Origin of the sequence: Stenotrophomonas sp. CFBP 13724 (genome assembly GCF_014841975.1) — a bacterium.
Taxonomy (GTDB): Bacteria; Pseudomonadota; Gammaproteobacteria; order Xanthomonadales; family Xanthomonadaceae; genus Stenotrophomonas; species Stenotrophomonas lacuserhaii.
Genome location: NZ_JACYUW010000003.1, coordinates 196,497 through 212,162, shown reverse-complemented (window position 1 = coordinate 212,162; position 15,666 = coordinate 196,497). Strand labels below are relative to the sequence as shown.

The following is a 15,666-nucleotide window of genomic DNA, read 5'->3' as shown; positions in this document are numbered from 1 at the left end:
GCGGCGGGGAGGCGTCCTGACCCCGCGCAGGCAACAGCCGGCCACGGCGCCGGGCTAGGGACGCGAAGGTCCGTAGAACGCGGCGATGGCAGGGATGAACTCCTGCGGATTGGCGCCGACCAGGTTGGTCAGCACCACCACTGCCAGTTGGCGATCCGGATAGACGATGAAGGCAGCGCGTGCACCGCCCATGGCCGCCACGCGGCGCTCTTTGCCTTCCTGCGTGACCTGCCACCCGGCACCCCACGCCGCATCGCTGCCGTCGTCGAGGGTCGCCGGCTGCCACATCTGCCGCACCAGCGTGGGGTCGAGCAGGGAGCCGTTGTCCAGCGCCGCAAGCCACTGCGCGACTTCAGTGGCGGTTGTCTGCACGCCCCCGCCCGCCCACAGTCCCGGCGTCATGTCGTAGAACCAGTGCGAAAGCCGGGGGGCGCTGTCGCCCGGATCGGTCCGGCGCGGAAAGTAGCTGTAGAGGGTGGCCGCGTTTGCGACAAGGTCATAGCTGTCCCCGAACAACGCCTGGGGCATGCCGACCACGTTGAACTGCCGGGTCGCGATGTAGTCGGCGTAGGGCATGCCGGACCTGGCGGCGATGATGCGCGAAAGGAGCAGGTAATTGGTCTGGTTGTAGGCGAAGCGCTCACCCGGTGCAGCCTCCGTCGGAAGTCGGGTGACCGCATCCCAGGCGGTCTGCTCCGAACCTCCGCCGACCAGGCCCTGCGCATCCACGATGTCCGGCAGCCCTGAGGTGTGCGCCAGCAGCTGCTGGACCCGGACGGCATTCCACGGTTCGGGCAGATCATCGAGATACCGCGATATCGGCGCATCCAGGCTGACCTTGCCCGCCTGCACCAGCTGCATCACGGCGACACCGGTGAATGACTTGCTGGCGGAGTTCAGCGGAAAACGGGTGGCAGGCGTGGCTGGGATGGCATTTTCGACATTGGCCAGCCCATGGCTTTCCGACATCACCACGCGCCCGTTCTTTACCACGGCGATCTGCAGGCCCGGGATCCGGCGGCTCTGCATGACCTCCGCGACGTAGTGGCGTGTCTGTTGGTTGGCCGCTTCCCATGGCCCGGCGGCCGCCTGCATGTCCCACGGAATCAGGAAAGCGGCAATCAGGATGATGCAGGTAGCAGTGCGCATTCGGCGGTCCTTTCAGGGAAGAGGCCGGCATCGCGCACCGGATCAGGGCATTGGATGCGTCGAGCAGGCAGAGGGTTTAAACCCCTTCGGCCGCGGAGGGCCTGGCGCTGCCGTTCGTCGGCACATGACCTTCGGGGGGTTGACTACACATGTCGCCATGGGCACTGTGGCGACACGTGTAGTCACCCAAGGAACCGTGCCATGCACCGCAAGACGATCGGGGACCAGGAACTGGCCCTGCTGCAGTACATCGACGAGGCAGGAACGCCCAGCGTGGGCGAAGTGGCGGTCGGATTCGGCGAGCCGCGTGGCTTGGCACGGTCCACCGTGCTGACCATGATGGAACGCCTGCGCGGCAAGAACTACCTGCGCCGCGAGCAGGCCGACGGCATGTACCGCTACCAGTCCACGGCCGGGCAGGACAGCGTGGTGCAGGGCGCCATCGCGCAGTTCGTCGACCGCACCCTGCAGGGATCGGTGTCGCCGTTCGTGGCCTATCTGTCCCAGCGCGACAAGGTCAGCGATGATGAACTGGCCGAGCTGGAAGCGCTGGTCGAACAGCTGCAGTCACGCCGGCAGGAGGGCTGAACCATGGACGCGAACCTGATCGTGCTGCTGGAACGGTTGGCCTGGACCAGCCTGCAGACCGCGCTGCTGGTCGCCCTGGTGTGGGGCGTCTGCCGCGCCGTTCCGTCACTGGGCGCGGCCGCGCGTTGCCGGATGTGGTGGCTGGTATCGCTGCAGGCGGTGCTGGGCCTGTTCTGGGCGCAGCCGCTGCAGCTGGCGGTGCTGCCGGCGCCGACGCTGGCGACCGGATCGATCACGCCCGCCGTTGGTGAAACGCTGTACGTGCAGGCGGCTGCGCTGTCGGCACAGGGGTTGGCAACTGCCGATGAGGGCATCGCTTCGTCCGCGCTGGCGACCACGCCGTGGTGGGCCATGGCGCTGGCCGCATTGTGGCTGGCCGGTGTACTGGCCATGGCCTGGCGGACCCACGGCGAATGGCGGCGAAGCCGCGCGCTGCTGGCCCACGCCACCCCGTGCGATGATCAGGCGCTGGTACACGCGCTGCAGCTGGCGGCCGAAGCGCATGGCCTGCGCCGTGCCCCGCGCCTGTGGATGAGTGCCGACATCGATGCGCCGCAGGTGGTCGGTCCGCTGCGGCCGGTGCTGCTGCTGCCGGTGGGTGGGCACGCCCTGCAGGGCGATGCGCTGGACCTCGCGCTGACCCATGAACTGCAGCACCTGCAGCGCAACGACCTGCAGTGGGGCCTGCTGCCTGCCTTGGCGCAGCACCTGTTCTTCTTCCATCCGCTGCTGCGGCTGGCGGTCAGCGAATACGCCCAGGCCCGCGAAGAAGCGGTGGATGCGGCGGTCGTGGACGGCCGTGGCGAGCGTCGCCAGGACTACGGTCGGCTGCTGTTGCAGCTGGGCGTGATGCCGCATCCGCATCTGGGCGTGGCCAGCGCCGCGCCGAGCCGGCAGAGCCTCAAGCGCCGCTTGATCTCGCTGCAGCAGCATCACGCATGCCCGAAGGCGCTGACCGCGCTGCTGACGGCGGCCGTGCTGGCCGTGGCGATCCTGCCGATGCGACTTGTTGCGGCCATGCCGCCGCCGCCGCTGCCCCCCGCTGCGCCGGCGGCGCCTGACGCGCCGCTTCCCCCGGTGCCCGACGCACCGCCGGCACCGCCCGCACCGCCCGCACCGCCCGCTGCGGCCGTGCCTGCCGTACCGGCAGCTCCCGCAGTGCCGGCAGCCCCCAGCGTGCGCAGTGGACAGGCCAGCACCACTTCCCATGTCCTCACCCGCGACGGTGGGAAGCGGGTCACCAGCTTGGTCACCCACGGCAGGCTCGACCTTGGCGAACGCCCTGAGCGCGCTTATGTACTGGTCAACGGAGAGGAGAGCTACGCCGATGGGGCGCTGGATGACGTGACCCAGGCCCGGCATGACCTGGGCGATGGTGCCCCGGGATTGTGGTTCCGCCAAGGTGAGCAACGCTACGTGGTGCGCGATCGCGCCCTGCTGCAGCAATTGCAGGCCGCCTATGCCGATGCCGGCCGTGTAGGCCGTCAGCAGGCCGCGCTGGGCACCCGACAAAGCGCGCTGGGGCGCCAGCAGGGCGAACTGGGACGGCTTACGGCCGAACAGTCACGGGCGGTCGCGCGACATGCCAGGGAAACCGCGCGGCGGGCACTGGGCGGATCGGACATCAACCGTGATGCGGCGGCAGAAGCGGCACGGGCCTCGCGTGAGGTGTCGCAGGACGACGTGCATGAGGAACTGGCCCGCCTTGCCAGCAAGCAGGCCGAACTGGGCAGGCAGCAGGCGGCATTGGGCGTCGAGCAGGCCGCGCTTGGCGAACGCCAAGTGGAAATACAGGAGCGCGCTTCACGCGAAGCACGGCAGGTGATCGCCAAGGCAATGGCCGATGGACGTGCCGTCGAACTCTAGCGAAAAGCAGGGAGCGGGCGCGCGCCCGCTCCCTGCCGCAGGGATCAACCGCAGCTGGCAGAGATGATCTTGTTCTGCTCATCCACGCGCACGGTGACGCGGTCTTCGCGGTAGTCCATGGTGACCGCCATGCCGGGTTTGACCACACGCAGGGTTCGCGCACCGGCGTCGCGCACCGCGCGGTCGATGACTTCCTGGCTGGCCATCTGGCCGCTCAGCGCGGTCAAGGTGTCACCGTGGCAGTGGCTGCCCAGACCTGCAACTTCCGGCTTCGGCGTGGTCGGCGCGGTGTCTGCGCTGGACGGCGTACTGCTGCAGGCGGCCAGCGGCAGCAGACAGGTGAGCAACAGCCAACGATTGGAACGCATGGCGGACCTCCCGGGTCGATGAATGGATGACACGAGGAGCCATCAGGCGCCATGCGCCGTCAACGTCGGGTAAACGGTCGCTCACCCTGCCTGCAGTGGCAGGCAGTTCACCGGGGGTGGCACATCGGCCTGCGCCTGCTGTTCCACCAAGGTCAGGAACAGCTGTGCCAGCGTCACCACGTCCTGGTGGTTGTGTTCGACCACCCGGCGCAGGTTCACCGCATCGCCGCCGCGCAGGTAGCGCAGCCAGGCAGAAGGCGCTTCCGAACCGGGCAGGTCATCTTCGCGTACCACCTTCAGCAGCTGCCGTTCGATGGTGGCCAGCCGGCAGTTTTCCCAGACCCCGCGATAACGGCGACGGGTCGGGTACAGCAGGTCGATGTGGTCCAGCGCGGTGATCGGATCGCCCTGCCGCGCGAGCCGATAGCGGGTCTTCAGCAGCGGTGCGTCGTAGCTGCGGCCGTTGTAGCTGGAAAACACCGTGCTCGATCCCAGCCAGCTGGTGAAGGTGCGCAGCATGGCGGTCTCCGCAGCCATCGTGGAGATCATCAGCTGGCGGATGCGCAGGCCCGGCCCCCGGCTTGGATCCTGGTGCCAGTCGGCCGCACCGATCATGAAGGCGCGGGTGCCGGTGCCGCCGGCCAAGCCGGTGGTTTCGGTATCGAAGAACAGCAGGTCCTGCGGCGCCACGTGCTGCTGCTCGCGCTTGGCGAAGGCCAACGACAGCGGTGCCGACGGGACATCCCTCGGCAGGAACGATTCGATCAGGTGCAGGCCCGGCGCGATCTCGGTGCCGGGCAGGCTGCGGTCCTGCGCGCGTGCCCGCGGCGGCTGGGGGATCTCGCTACCGCGTTGGCGCACGCCCAGCAGACGTCGCAGTCCCCTGGCGTCGGCCACCTGGCGTGGCGCTGCGGCCACCCCGGTGGGTTTGTGGCGGATCTCCTTTTCCACCCAGGCAAACACCGAACGCGCCGCGTCGGGCTGCTTCGCATCGTTGGCGGCGGCGGGCAGTCCGGGCGCCGGTTCCGGCAACGGCCCGGCGGGCGCTGACGGGGTAACCGCCTTGGCGTCACCGGCCTGCCGCCGCAGCAGCCGCAGCTTGTCCAGGCTCAGGCTCACGGTGCCAACAGCTCCAGCGGATCGGCAACCACCACCGACACCTCCGGCACGTGCTCGCAGGCGTGGGCATCGAACAGGTCCAGCACGCGCAGGGCCAGCGCACGCGGGGTGGTGTCGTCGGTTTCCTGTGCGGCCAGCACTGGGCCGACGCAGGCCGGGCAACCGGCCTTGCAGTCGCAGCGCTGCACCAGTTCGCGCGCGCGCTGCACCAGCTCCTGCTGGCGCAGCCACAACGGCTCGCTCAGGCCGACCCCACCGGGGAAGTTGTCGTACAGGTACACGGTGGGCACGAACTGCTGCAGCAGCTCCACCGCGCCGGGGTCGCCTTCTTCGCCGCGCAGCTGGCCACGGCCGCTCTGGTCGGCGATGGCGAACCACGCGCCGTCGCCGTTGCCGACCGCCTTCTGCAGGTCGCGTGCGTCGGCCATCACCGCCACGGTGGCGACGATATGCAGGGCGTAAGCCGCGCCGAGGAAACCGTCCAGCGCGTCCTGCTTGCTGGCGAACGCGCGCAGCAGCAGCGCCTGCGGCAGCTGCCACCACACCGCCGTGGTGTGCAGTTCCTGGTCGGGCAGGTTGACCGGGCCGTAGCCGATGTTTTCGTGGGTGTAGTAGCGGATCTTCTTGTAGCCGGCCACGCGGCGCACCACGTGCACCTCGCCATGATGGGAATCGCCGCGCCCGGCGACGTTGCCGTCGAAGCGGTCCAGCACCTTGAGCTTGGTGAAGTCGATGCTGTCGGTGTAGTAGTCGACGTGGGTGCGCGTGACGTAGGCCTTGCGGCCTTCCCAGTCCAGCGTCTCCACCTGGTAAGGGGTGGACTGCACCATGTGGATGGCGCCTTCATAGAGGGTCAGCGCGGCGGCGGAATAATCCACTTCGGCGATGATCTGCTGCTTGCCGCCGCTGCGGTCGACCACCACGAAGTTGCCATCGGCCACCGAGCGCAGGCTCACCGCGTTGGCCGGGTAGCTGTCGGCGATCCACTCCCAGCGCTCGCCTTCGCGGTGCACCACCTCGGTTTCCGCCAATGCTTCCAGGAACACTTCCGGGTCGATCGGGCCGAAGCCATCGCCGACCAGGAACGGCAGTTCGAAGGCGGCGCAGCGGATGTGGTCGAACAGGATCAGCGGCTGGTCCGGGGCGATGCGCGCATGCTCCGGCGAGGCATCGCCGAAGAAGTCCGGGTGCCGCACCACGTACTGGTCCAGCGGCTGCGAACTGGCGACCATGACGCCCAGCGCGGGCTGCTGGCGGCGACCGGCACGGCCGAAGCGCTGCCAGGTGGCGGCCACGCTGCCGGGATAGCCGTTGAGGATCACCACGTCCAGGCTGCCGATGTCCACGCCCAGCTCCAGCGCGGAGGTACTGACGATGCCGTCGATCTGCCCGGCGCGCATCGCGCGTTCGGTCTCGCGGCGCTCGGTCGGCAGGTAGCCGCCGCGGTAGGCACGGATGCGGGCGGGCTTGCGCGGGTCGTGGTCGAAGATGTCCTTGAGGTACTTGGTGAGCACTTCCACCATCAGCCGGCTCTGCGCGAACACCAGCGTCTTCAGCCCGGATTTGATCGCGATGCGTGCGATGCGGTTGCTCTGCGAGCGCGCCGAGGCGCGCAGGCCCAGGTCCGGATTGACCACCGGCGGGTTCCACAGCAGCACCTGCTTGGGCCCGCTGGGGGCGCCGGATTCGGTGATGGCGGTGACCGGCGCTTCGATCAGGGCCTCGGCATGCTGCTGCGGATTGCCGATGGTGGCCGAGCACAGGATGAACTGCGGTTGCACCCCGTAGAAGGCGCAGATGCGCTTGAGGCGGCGCAGCACATTGGTGACGTGGCTGCCGAACACGCCGCGGTAGGTGTGCACTTCGTCGATCACCACGTAGCGCAGGTTCTCGAAGAACTGCGCCCATTTGGTATGGTGCGGCAGGATGGCCTGGTGCAGCATGTCCGGGTTGGACACCACGATGTCGCCATGCAGGCGGATCGCCTGCCGTGCATCGCCAGGGGTATCGCCATCGAAGGTGAAGGCCTTGACTCCCAGGTCACCGGCGCGGTTGAGCTCCAGCAGCTCGGCCACCTGGTCCTGGGCCAGCGCCTTGGTCGGAAACAGGTACAGCGCCTTGGCCTTGTGCTGCATGGCCGCGCTGACCACCGGCAGGGTGTAGCACAGCGATTTGCCGCTGGCGGTGGGGGTGACGATGGCTACGTGTTCGCCACGCTGGGCCGCGTCCCACGCCTGCGCCTGGTGGCTGTAGAGCTGGTCGATGCCTCGCGCTTTCAGGGCGGCGGCAAGTGCCGGCGGTACGCTGTCCGGGATCGGCGCGTAGCGGCCTTCGCGGCCGGGGATGGCGAAGCTGCCGGTGATGCGGTCGTGGTAACGGCGCTGCAGGCGGGCGCCGAGCAGGGCGCCATCACGCGCCGGCAGGCCATCGCGGGTAGCGAGCTGGTGTTCGGCATCGGCGGTGCGCTTGGCGAGTTCGTAAGCCATCAGGAAAACATGCCGCAAAGAACGGTATGGGAACACAGCTTCGTCTCAATGCCTGAGACGCGCCTGCCCAGACACGTGAATCATTCACTGCGAGCAGAGCGCCGCTGCGCTCGCCGAGCATGGCTCGGCGCTACCTGCTCTACGGTAGTGAGGGCCGCTGGCCGTCAGCTTCTGCTCTTGGTGGGTGCCGACCGTTGGTCGTCACGCCTTCGCCTTTCCGCTGCGCTCGCCGAGCATGGCTATGCCGGTCGTCCTGATCGGCACCCTGCGGGCCGTCGCAAGCGACGTTGGCAGCGGCTCCTGCCGCTGCCTTCGGCGCTACCGGTCCACGGTGCTGCTGCGCCGCTCCAGCCACCACAGCAGGCCGGCGACCAGCACGAAGGCGAGCAGCCATGGCCAGCGCGCGCCCGGCACCTGCTGCGTGGCGGCCGACATCCGTCCGTGCCCGGTGGCGACGCGCAGCGCCGTGCGGTCCCGCAGCTGCTGGCGATGCAGTGCGGTGGCGTCGGCGGGGTCGAACACATACACCGCCTGGCGCACATCGCCCTGCACCAGTTCATGCCAGCCGGCCTGGCGCGGCCACCACGCCGCGCAGCGCTGTGTGCCGGTGGCGGGGTCGATGACGAGAGTTTCCGGTGCGGCTCCAGTACCGTCGCCCACCTGCATGCCGGCTGGTACACCGCACACCACCACGCGTTCACCGGCCCAAGGCGTATCGGACCGCACCTGCACTTTGGGCGCCGCCGCGACCGGGCGCGCCATGAGGCCGATCACACTGCTCCACAGCTCGGCATGGCGATCATCGCGCCCGGCCAGCACCGCGCGGTAACTGTCGGTCACCGGCAGCAGGCCGATCCGTCCGCGACCGCTCGCGCGCCAGCCGCCGATGGCCGCGCCGTCGGCATCCTGCAGCAGCGGCGTGGCGCCAGCGAAGCGCAGGGTCAGCTGTTCCAGCACCGGCACCCCGGCAAGTTGGGAACGTGCATCGGCCTCGGCCATCCACTGCGTTGCCTCCGTAGCCGGAGCCCGCGGTCCGCGCCGCGCCGGCAACAGCTCCGCCTGCGATTCGCCCGCCAGTTTCAACGCCGCGGCCTGGCCATTGCCGGTGACCGGCAGGCCCCAGCCACGCAGGGCCTGGCGCGCATTGTCCGGCAGCGGCCCCGCGCTGCGCACCAACACGCCCAAGCCATCGTGCAGGGCCTGCTGTACGGCGTTGCGCTGCGCGGCGCCCAACGCGGCCAGGCTGCGTTCGTCCAGCAGCAGCACGTCCGTCGCGGCCAGCCGCGCCGGAGTGAGCGCCACCGGCACATCGCCGAGGGACACGCCGGCCCCTACGCTGGACTGGAGCTGCAGCTCCACCCCGGCATCGGCGGCCCAGCGGCGCAGGTATTTGACTTCGGGTCCGGGCGCACCGGCCAGCATCAGCATCCGCACCGTTGCAGGCGCTTCGACCTGCAACGGGACCGGGATGCTGTCCACCGCATGATCACTGCCGTCCAGCAGCCGCAGCTGGAACAGGGTGCGCCCGGCCACCCGCGCAATACCTTCCAGGCGGGCACCGCCGCGCTTGTCCAGCGCGGCGCGGGCGACGACCTGGCCGGCAGGATCGAGCAGCTCGGCACGGCCGTCGGGCACGCCCTGGGCACGTGCGCGCACGGCGAAGAGCGCCCCGGGGGCGGTGACGGCCGGCGCCTGCAGGTCCATCCAGCCGCGCGGTGCGGGCGACAACCTCAACCGCACCTCGGCGGGCAACGCTGTATCACGATCGCGCGCCGGCAACCCATCACCGACCAGGGTGAGCCGTTCGGTGCCCGGATGCTGGCGCAGGGCGGTGGCCAGGTCCGGCACGCGTGCGATGCCGGCGCGCGCGTTGGATTCCGGCAAGGCGAGCATCGTCGATGCATCATCGGCTACCGCAGGCGCCTGCGCTGCGCTGGCAGTCAGCACGGTGAGCGCATGGCGGGGCGCGGTGTGCTGCGGCGGAACCAGCGCCAGCAGCAACAGACCACCGGCCAGCGCCTGCAGCACCAGCAGTGCGGCCAACCGCAGGGGCGGCAGGTGCGCGCCGCGCCGTTGCTGCAGCAGCAAGCGCAGCGTGGCCAGCAGCACGATGGCAATGATCGCCGTGCTGATCCAGCGACTGTCCGTCATGGTCCGGCTCCCAGTGCATCGCGGTAACGCTGTCCCATCGCATCGGGGATGCTGCGCCGCGCCGGCGCCGGAACCGGACGCAGCAGGGCGCGCCACAACTGTCCGCGCAGCGCGTCGCGGCAGCGCACGCAGTCCGGTGCCATGCGCAGTTCTTCAATCGATGCGGCAAGGCTGAGCGGGTCGGCGAGGCGGGTTTCATTGGCACGCAGCCAGCTGCTCAACGCATCCAGGTCCGGGGGCTGGCCAGCGCCGTCCAGCTGCTGCCAGACCGCGACGATGGCCTGGTCCGGCGCCGTCATCGCCGCCAGCGGCAGGCGTCGACTGTCGATGCCCTCGCGCTTGCCGCCCAGCCGCCGGCTTTCGTCGATGGGAGGCAGTTCCGGACCCACCCGGGCCAGGTAGATCCGCTCGGCCTGCTGCACTTCCTTGATGAAGGCCAGCGCCTTGTAGGCATGCGGCAATGCTTCTTTGGGCCGGCCCTGGCGTAGTTCGCCTTCGGAGGACCACATCTGGTCCAGCGCGGCCTTCAACGTGGCGCGCGTCTGCGGATCAAGCAGGGTGGCGGCCTCGGCGTGGTCATGCGTATGGCCGTATTCGGAAAGCACATCGGTGGCGCTGCCGAACACCTGCGGCGCGTCGCTGGCAGCGTGGTCGTGGCCATGCTCATCCTCGTGGCCCCCGCCGTGGCCGTCGTGTTCGTGTTCGTGATCAACGGTGGCAGCAGGGGCGTCGTTACTGGGCACATCGCTGGTCGGCAGGTCGCTGGTGGGCGGGGGCCTGGGTGCGCCTTCGCTTTCTTCACCGAGGAACTGGCCGTAGCGCAGGCGCAGGATGCGCTGGTCCACGCCGATCGCATCGGAGCGACGGGTGAACTCGTCTGCCGACAGCTTGCTGCGCTGGGCGAGCAGGGCTTCGGCATCGATGATGATCTGCCGCTGGCTGCGGAAATACGCCGGCAGGGTGCGCTTGACCATGCCTTCCAGCTCGGCCTCCTGCACGTCGGCTTCGGTCGGCAGGCGCAGGATCAGGCTGCTGCTCTGCGCGGACTGTGGCGTGGGCGCGTGGTTGTCGCGCACCTGCAGCTGCGCGATCACATCGTTGCCGGCGCTGGCGCCCAGCGCGGCCAGGTCCAGCGTGTGGGCGAAGCGGCGCTGCGTTGCCGGGCCGCTGCCACTGAGGGTGATGACCTGCTCGCGGAAGGTGATGTTCTCCCCGCTGCCCTGGGCCAGGGTCACCTTCAGCTGTGCCGCGGCGGCCACGCCGTGATCATCGCGGGCTTCGAAGCGCAGCTGCCAGCGGCGCTGGCCGGGCGTACCGAGCACCAGCGTGGCCTCCGGCTCGATCACCCGCACGCTGGGCGGCTGGTCGGGCACCAGGTCCAGGCGATACAGGCGCGTAGCGCGCAGCGCCGGCTCGGTCACCACGCGGTACAGGGCCGGGCGTACAGCCTTCCAGCTGCCGGTCCATTGCCCCTCCTGCTGCGTCAGTTCGATGCGCTGGCCGTCGTGGAACTGCAGCGCGGCACGTGCAGGCGTGCCGGAAAAACGCAGCGACCACTGCAGTTGGCTGTCCTGTTGCACCTTGCCGTCGAGCTCACTCTGCGTACGTACCGGCTGGCCGGTATAGGACGGCGCGGTGATCCGCAGGCGCGCGGACTGCAGCGTAGGCGGCGTGGCAGCAGCGGTGCCGCTTGCCGTGATAACCGGTGCATGAGCGGCCGGCACGCTGCCAGCGCGGGGCCATCCGAAGGCGAGGGCGACCACCAGCCCGCTGGCGCACCCTACCGCTGCCAGCGCGCGCCGCGGCCAACGTGCCCGCAGCTCCGGTGGATACTGGCGCAGGGCCGCATCGATGCGTTCGCGCTGGCGCAACTGCAATGGATTGAGCGCTGCAGCGTCGGTGAACAGCAGGTCGGCACTGTCGCGCGCCGTGGGCCGCTGGTCCAGCTGGCGAACCAGCCAGCGGCGATCCAGCGCACGCGCGCGCCAGGTCGCCAGTGCGGCAGCAGCGAGCAGGCCGATCGCCAGCACCCCGCTCGCCACGTCATATGTTGCAAGCCGCCACGCGAGTGCGGCCACCGCGACCACCAGCGGCACCGCGATCGCCATCACCTGCGCTGCCTGGCGGCGGCGTGCTGCCTGCCAGGCGCGGCTCACGGCGGTGTTCATGGCGTGCTCCTGCGCCGGGCCGACGTCGCCAGCCAACGCTCCAGCGCGAACAGCAGCACGATCGCCAGCAGCATCCACGGGGCAAGGTCACGCGGTCGTGGCAGTGGGGCTGCCGCGCCGGTCAGCGGTGCTTGATCCGCCGCCACGCCCAGGGTGGGGACCGGTGGCGGGGTCAGCACATCGCGCAGGCGTCGGGGAAAGTCGTCGTCCGCGACAGCGGGGAACGCGGCGGTGGAGAGTGCGGCCGGGAAGCGGAGCAGGCGCCCGCGGCCCACGCGGCGTTGCTCGAGCAGAAGCGCGCCCTGGGCATCGCGCAGCACCGGCAACCACGGCGAGGTCGCGGTTCCGGCGTCGGCACTACCGGGCTGAGGGGCGGCGACGCGCAGCACGCTGCCGCCTTCGGCAAGCCACGCCTGCCAGGCCGGCGGCAAGGGCGCGGCGGCCAGCCAGACGCCGATCCGGCCGTCGGCCGGCACGTCATCGGTGGCAGCGGACAGCGGCGAACCGGTCCACGCGCGCTGCAACGCGTCGAGCACCCGCAGCGCGGCAGGATCTCCATTGCCGCCGACATGCAGGCGCGGCGCTTCCGGCACGGTCCCTGCGGTGGCCACCGGCAGTGGCTGCGGTCGCCATTGCACGGTGCGCGACAACCGGATCCGCTCGCCGTCCAACCCGGGCAGCGGGTCGGGAAGATGAACCACCAGCGGTGTGCCAGCTGGAAGGGTCTGGTCGAGCTCGCGCAGCAGGCTGGCGAAGGCCACCTCCGACGCTGCCGGCGGCTGCTGCAACGGCGGGAAGCCCGGTGCGAGCCAACGCCAGTCGCCCTCATCGTCCGCGCCGCGCAGTGCGGCGCCGTCCAGCCCCGGGGCCACCACGGTGACCGGCCGCACATCGGCGGTTCCGCCCTGCAGCACCGGTTGCGCCAGCAGCAGCGCCAGCGTGGCCAGCAGCAACAGGCGCAATGCCAGCAGCAGCCATTCGTCGATCCGCACGCGGCTGCGCGGGCGGACACGTGCCTGCAGCCAGCGCAACGCGGCGAAGTCCAGCGGCACCTCGTGCTGCCGCCGGGCGAGATGGATCAGCAGCGGAACCAGCAGCGTTGCCAGCGCCAGCAGGCCCAGTGGGAACAACAAGGACAGGCTCATGTGGCGCCCCGCGTGCCGAACAGCTGCTGCAGCGGGGCATCCAGTGGCTCGTCGAGCCAGCCGGTGGCGTGGGCGATGCCGGCAGACTGCAGGCGCGCCTGCAGCGCGTGCCGGGCCTGGGCGAACTGTTGCAGATAGCCCGCGCGCAGGGCGCGGCCATCACCCAGCAGTTCCTCCCCGGTCTCCGGGTCGCGGAACCGATGGCCTTCGGTAAACGGAAACTCGCGTTCTTCGGCGGTCAGCAGCTGCACATTGAAGACATCCCGGCGCGCGGCGGCCAGGCGTTCCAGCAGCTGGGTGCCGGCCTCATCGAAGCCATCGCCGAGCGCGACCAGCATGTCGCCCGCATGCACGCGCTCCCACACCGGGCGCAGCCTCTCGGCAGGCGGCCACGTGCCCGTGGCGCTGAGCTGGCGCAACTGCAGGTGCACGCGGTCGCGGTGGCGCGCACCGATCCCGGCGGGCACCAGCTGCACCCCGCTGCCGCCAATGGCCAGCAGGCCGAAGCGATCGCCCTGCTGCAACGCCAGTTCAACCAGGCAGGCGGCCACCGCACAGGCGTGGTCCAGTCGGGACCAGTCCGGCCGCACGCGATCACGCTGGTTGGCGGAGGCACTGGTGTCGACCAGGATCCAGGCCGTTACCGGACTCTCGCGCTCGGATTCCCGAACGAAGAAGCGGTCCGAGCGTGCGTAGAGTTTCCAATCCACCTGGCGCAGTTCGTCGCCGGGTTCGTACGCGCGGTACTGCGCGAACTCCAGCCCCGCGCCCCGGCTGCGGCTGGCGTGCTGGCCGATGCCATGCGCACCGTGCGCACGGCGGGGCTGCAGGCGCAGCGCCTTCAGGCGGCCGCGGACGTCGGCGGGCAGGGCAATGGGGGCGTTGTGGTCCACGCGTGCGTCGTCGCGGTCAGCCGGGGAACGGCACGGCCTGCAGCAGCGCAGCCACCACGTCGTCGGCGGCCTTGCCTTCGGCCTCGGCGGCGAAGGACAGCAGCAGGCGGTGGCGCATCACCGGCGCGGCCAGCGCCTGCACGTCGTCGCGCGTGGCGGCAAAGCGCCCCTGCAGCAGCGCACGTGCCTTCGCGGCCAGTACCAGCGACTGGCCGGCGCGCGGGCCGGCACCCCATTTGATCCACTGGTTCACCGCCGCCGGTGCCGCCACGCCTGGGCGGCTGGCGCGGACCAGCCGGGTGATCCAGGCCAGCACATCGTCGCTGACGTGCACCTGGCGCACCGCGTCCTGCAGCGCGATCACCGCCTCGGCATCCATCACCTTCGGCACACTGCCACTGCTGCTGCCGGTGGTCTGGCGCAGGATGTCCTGTTCTTCCTGCTCGCTGGGGTAATCCACCCGCACATGCAGCAGGAAGCGATCCAGCTGTGCCTCCGGCAGCGGGTAGGTACCGGCCTGTTCGATCGGGTTCTGGGTAGCCAGTACGAAGAACGGCTGTGGCAGCGTGTAGGTCGTCCCGGCGTAGCTGACGGTGCGTTCCTGCATGGCCTCCAGCAACGCCGCCTGGGTCTTCGGCGGCGTGCGGTTCAGTTCGTCGGCCAGCAGCAGGTTGGTGAAGATGGGACCCTTCTGGAAGCGGAAATGGCGGTGGCCGGTGCCATGGTCTTCCTCCAGCAGCTCGGTGCCCAGGATGTCGCTGGGCATCAGGTCCGGGGTGAACTGCACGCGGCGGAACTGCAGCTCCAGCGCTTGCCCCAGCGAACGCACCAGCAGGGTCTTGCCCAGCCCGGGCGCGCCCTCCAGCAGGCAGTGGCCACCGGCCAGCAGGCCGATCAGCAGCTGCTCCACCACCTCGTGCTGGCCAACCACGGCCTGGGCGAGCGCATCGCGCAGCTGTTGCAGGCGCGGCAGCAGGGAATCAAGGTCAGGGGAAGTCATGGTCAAGCCTGTCAGGTGGGGGAAACGCCGGGCAGCGCCCGGCCATGCTCAGTTGTTCAACGCGTACATCACGATGTTGACGCCGAAGCGGGTGTTGTCTTCGGCCAGGAAACGCTTGTTGCGCCAATCGTAGTCCCACTCGCAACCGTAATCCTTGTTGCTGTAGAGCACCCCGAGCCGGCCGTCCACTTCGATGCCCTTGAGGTAATCGTGGACCAGGTCGTCGCCCCAGCCATTCAACTCGAAACCGGTGGCTGGCGGGCCCTCCGGGAAGTTGAAGAAACTGCGGTACAGCGCGTGGTTGTTGGGCAGCTTCTTCAATGCCGAAGCGCCGAACAGCTTGGCCATCTGCGCTTCGAAGGACTTGGCGAACAGGCCATCGATATCGTGGTTGCAGTCGTCCACGAACACGAAGCCCCCGTTGCGCACGTACCGTACGAAGTTCTCGCGCTCGGCGGCATTGAACTCCACCAGCTTGTGGCCGGCGAGGTAGCAGAACGGTGCCTGCAGCATGCGGGGATCGGACAGGTCCAGCACGTGTTCCTTCGGGTCCACGCGCAGGCTGGTGTAATCGATCAGCGAGGTGATCAGGTTGGACGGCATCCGCGCATCCACGTCCCAGTCACCGGAATCGTATTTCAGCCGCGTGAACCAGAAATCGTAGCGGCCGGCCTGGGCACGGGCGAAGCGCGGCAGCGCCGCCAGGGCGGCACCACCGAGCATCGCACGCAGG

The 15,666-nt window shown here is 69.7% G+C and carries 12 protein-coding genes; 2 read left to right on the top strand and 10 right to left on the bottom strand.

Annotation, left to right across the window (positions count from 1 at the left end; all coding sequences use genetic code 11):
• Positions 1 to 54 precede the first annotated feature (54 nt).
• Positions 55 to 1,128: a serine hydrolase gene (locus IFT63_RS14490; protein WP_192084959.1), complete on the bottom strand. Its 1,074-nt coding sequence runs from the start codon at positions 1,126 to 1,128 to the stop codon at positions 55 to 57.
• A gap of 222 nt (positions 1,129 to 1,350) precedes the next feature.
• On the opposite strand from IFT63_RS14490, the gene IFT63_RS14485 reads away from it, so the two are divergent.
• Together IFT63_RS14485 and IFT63_RS14480 are read left to right on the top strand one after the other, a co-directional pair.
• On the top strand, positions 1,351 to 1,737 hold the full coding sequence (locus IFT63_RS14485) for a BlaI/MecI/CopY family transcriptional regulator (RefSeq protein WP_042614135.1): 387 nt from the start codon (positions 1,351 to 1,353) through the stop codon (positions 1,735 to 1,737).
• Between the two features lie 3 nt (positions 1,738 to 1,740).
• Positions 1,741 to 3,603: a M56 family metallopeptidase gene (locus IFT63_RS14480; protein WP_192084839.1), complete on the top strand. Its 1,863-nt coding sequence runs from the start codon at positions 1,741 to 1,743 to the stop codon at positions 3,601 to 3,603.
• Positions 3,604 to 3,647: 44 nt separating this feature from the next.
• Here the strand turns inward: IFT63_RS14480 and IFT63_RS14475 are convergent, their stop codons facing one another.
• The 9 genes from IFT63_RS14475 to IFT63_RS14435 all read right to left on the bottom strand — a co-directional run bounded on the left by IFT63_RS14475 (position 3,648) and on the right by IFT63_RS14435 (position 15,656).
• A complete protein-coding gene (locus IFT63_RS14475; protein ID WP_101101658.1) occupies positions 3,648 to 3,971 on the bottom strand; it encodes an I78 family peptidase inhibitor in 324 nt (107 codons plus the stop codon).
• A gap of 81 nt (positions 3,972 to 4,052) precedes the next feature.
• Positions 4,053 to 5,090 carry a ribonuclease H-like domain-containing protein gene (locus IFT63_RS14470; protein WP_192084837.1) on the bottom strand — a complete coding sequence of 346 codons (1,038 nt, stop codon included), beginning with the start codon at positions 5,088 to 5,090 and terminating at the stop codon, positions 4,053 to 4,055.
• Positions 5,087 to 7,579: a DEAD/DEAH box helicase gene (locus IFT63_RS14465; RefSeq protein ID WP_192084958.1), complete on the bottom strand. Its 2,493-nt coding sequence runs from the start codon at positions 7,577 to 7,579 to the stop codon at positions 5,087 to 5,089. Before IFT63_RS14465 ends, IFT63_RS14470 begins: the two co-directional genes overlap by 4 nt.
• A 315-nt stretch (positions 7,580 to 7,894) precedes the next feature.
• Positions 7,895 to 9,727: a hypothetical protein gene (locus IFT63_RS14460; RefSeq protein WP_192084835.1), complete on the bottom strand. Its 1,833-nt coding sequence runs from the start codon at positions 9,725 to 9,727 to the stop codon at positions 7,895 to 7,897.
• Positions 9,724 to 11,895 carry a hypothetical protein gene (locus tag IFT63_RS14455; RefSeq protein WP_192084833.1) on the bottom strand — a complete coding sequence of 724 codons (2,172 nt, stop codon included), beginning with the start codon at positions 11,893 to 11,895 and terminating at the stop codon, positions 9,724 to 9,726. The genes IFT63_RS14460 and IFT63_RS14455 overlap by 4 nt, the downstream gene beginning before the upstream one ends.
• Positions 11,892 to 13,034 (bottom strand): BatA domain-containing protein, encoded by a 1,143-nt coding sequence (locus tag IFT63_RS14450; RefSeq protein ID WP_192084957.1) that lies wholly within the window; start codon positions 13,032 to 13,034, stop codon positions 11,892 to 11,894. Before IFT63_RS14450 ends, IFT63_RS14455 begins: the two co-directional genes overlap by 4 nt.
• Before the next feature lie 2 nt (positions 13,035 to 13,036).
• A complete protein-coding gene (locus tag IFT63_RS14445) occupies positions 13,037 to 13,933 on the bottom strand; it encodes a DUF58 domain-containing protein (protein WP_192084831.1) in 897 nt (298 codons plus the stop codon).
• A 16-nt stretch (positions 13,934 to 13,949) separates the two neighbouring features.
• Complete coding sequence (locus IFT63_RS14440; protein ID WP_192084829.1) at positions 13,950 to 14,933, bottom strand: MoxR family ATPase; 984 nt, start codon at positions 14,931 to 14,933, stop codon at positions 13,950 to 13,952.
• A gap of 48 nt (positions 14,934 to 14,981) precedes the next feature.
• Entirely contained in the window at positions 14,982 to 15,656 is a 675-nt protein-coding gene (locus tag IFT63_RS14435; RefSeq protein ID WP_192084956.1) for a DUF4159 domain-containing protein, read from the bottom strand.
• Positions 15,657 to 15,666: the final 10 nt, after the last annotated feature.

Coding starts and splice junctions, on each gene's coding strand:
- IFT63_RS14485 (WP_042614135.1), top strand. CDS start 1,351: ATGCACCGCAAGACGATCGGGGACCAGGAACTGGCCCTGCTGCAGTAC.
- IFT63_RS14480 (WP_192084839.1), top strand. CDS start 1,741: ATGGACGCGAACCTGATCGTGCTGCTGGAACGGTTGGCCTGGACCAGC.
- IFT63_RS14475 (WP_101101658.1), bottom strand. CDS start 3,971: ATGCGTTCCAATCGTTGGCTGTTGCTCACCTGTCTGCTGCCGCTGGCC.
- IFT63_RS14460 (WP_192084835.1), bottom strand. CDS start 9,727: ATGACGGACAGTCGCTGGATCAGCACGGCGATCATTGCCATCGTGCTG.
- IFT63_RS14455 (WP_192084833.1), bottom strand. CDS start 11,895: ATGAACACCGCCGTGAGCCGCGCCTGGCAGGCAGCACGCCGCCGCCAG.
- IFT63_RS14440 (WP_192084829.1), bottom strand. CDS start 14,933: ATGACTTCCCCTGACCTTGATTCCCTGCTGCCGCGCCTGCAACAGCTG.
- IFT63_RS14435 (WP_192084956.1), bottom strand. CDS start 15,656: ATGCTCGGTGGTGCCGCCCTGGCGGCGCTGCCGCGCTTCGCCCGTGCC.